This window comes from Oleiphilus sp. HI0117 (assembly GCF_001635235.1).
Genome location: NZ_LWGA01000081.1, coordinates 1 through 971, shown reverse-complemented (window position 1 = coordinate 971; position 971 = coordinate 1). Strand labels below are relative to the sequence as shown.

General features: G+C 45.7%; 1 protein-coding gene and 1 pseudogene. Both read left to right on the top strand.

What is annotated here, in order from left to right; translation table 11 throughout:
* Positions 1 to 300 (top strand): annotated as a pseudogene (locus tag A3757_RS26050) (Crp/Fnr family transcriptional regulator); the annotation flags it as partial.
* A 108-nt stretch (positions 301 to 408) separates the two neighbouring features.
* Positions 409 to 971, top strand: a 563-nt coding sequence (locus tag A3757_RS01215) for a DUF5610 domain-containing protein (RefSeq protein WP_068739024.1), incomplete at its 3' end; no start/stop codon positions are given.

Sequence of the window (971 nt, the reverse complement as noted above, 5' to 3'; positions counted from 1 at the left end):
TATTATATTCAAGCACTCGAACCCGCCAGCCTTGTTGTCGCGAACTACCATCAATTTCATTCCTATGGTTATGATGATCCCGAGTTATTACGTTTCGAAATCACCTTTATGCATGAACTCTTCGTACGCAATGCTAAACGCGATGCCAAGCGGCTACTCAATAACGGTGAACAACGTTACAAGTGGTTTTGTAAAGAATACCCTCACTTCCTGGAGCGCATCCCCCAATACCATATCGCCTCGTTTCTCGGCATGACGCCCGTTAGCCTGTCCCGCCTTCGAAAAAAGTTTTCTCAATAGCCTCAGCTAGCCATCTATAAGGAACAAATACTTACCAAGTTTTGCTTGCTGCTCCCCACGCACTGGTCAATAATTAATCAAGACCTACCGCTACTGAGGAGTGTTCATATGCCTGTTAGCCAAATCGACACCCGACTTAATATATCGTCCGTACCTGAAAAAACTACTTCTAGTGACGCAAGGTCTTCACCGCAAAGTGATGGCACAGAGCAAATTGGTCAAGTAGAGGCCCTTCGCAAAGAATTCAATGCTGCCGTGTTGAATGCTAACTACGAAGTTAGCCTCAGCGTCAAGAACGAACCTATGAGCCTGCTTTATCAGACCGCTATCGATGCGATCAATAAAGAGCTAGAAGGTGACTTTGGCGAAAACTCAATCCAGTCCGGTTATGAGCAAGGCCTGGACGTCTCACCCGAAGCGACAGCGGGCCGGATTGTTAATTTCTCGACTAGCCTGTTTCCACTTTATCAACAACAACACCCTGAATTGAACGAGAGTGAGCAAGTCGAAAAGTTTGTCGATATTATTAGCGGTGGTATTGATACCGGATTTTCTGAAGCACGCGAGATACTCGATGGATTAGGAGTGTTAGAAGGTGAGATTGCCGAGAATATCGATAAGACCTATGACTTGGTTCAGGAAGGCTTGCAAGCCTTCAAGAAGCAGTTTGA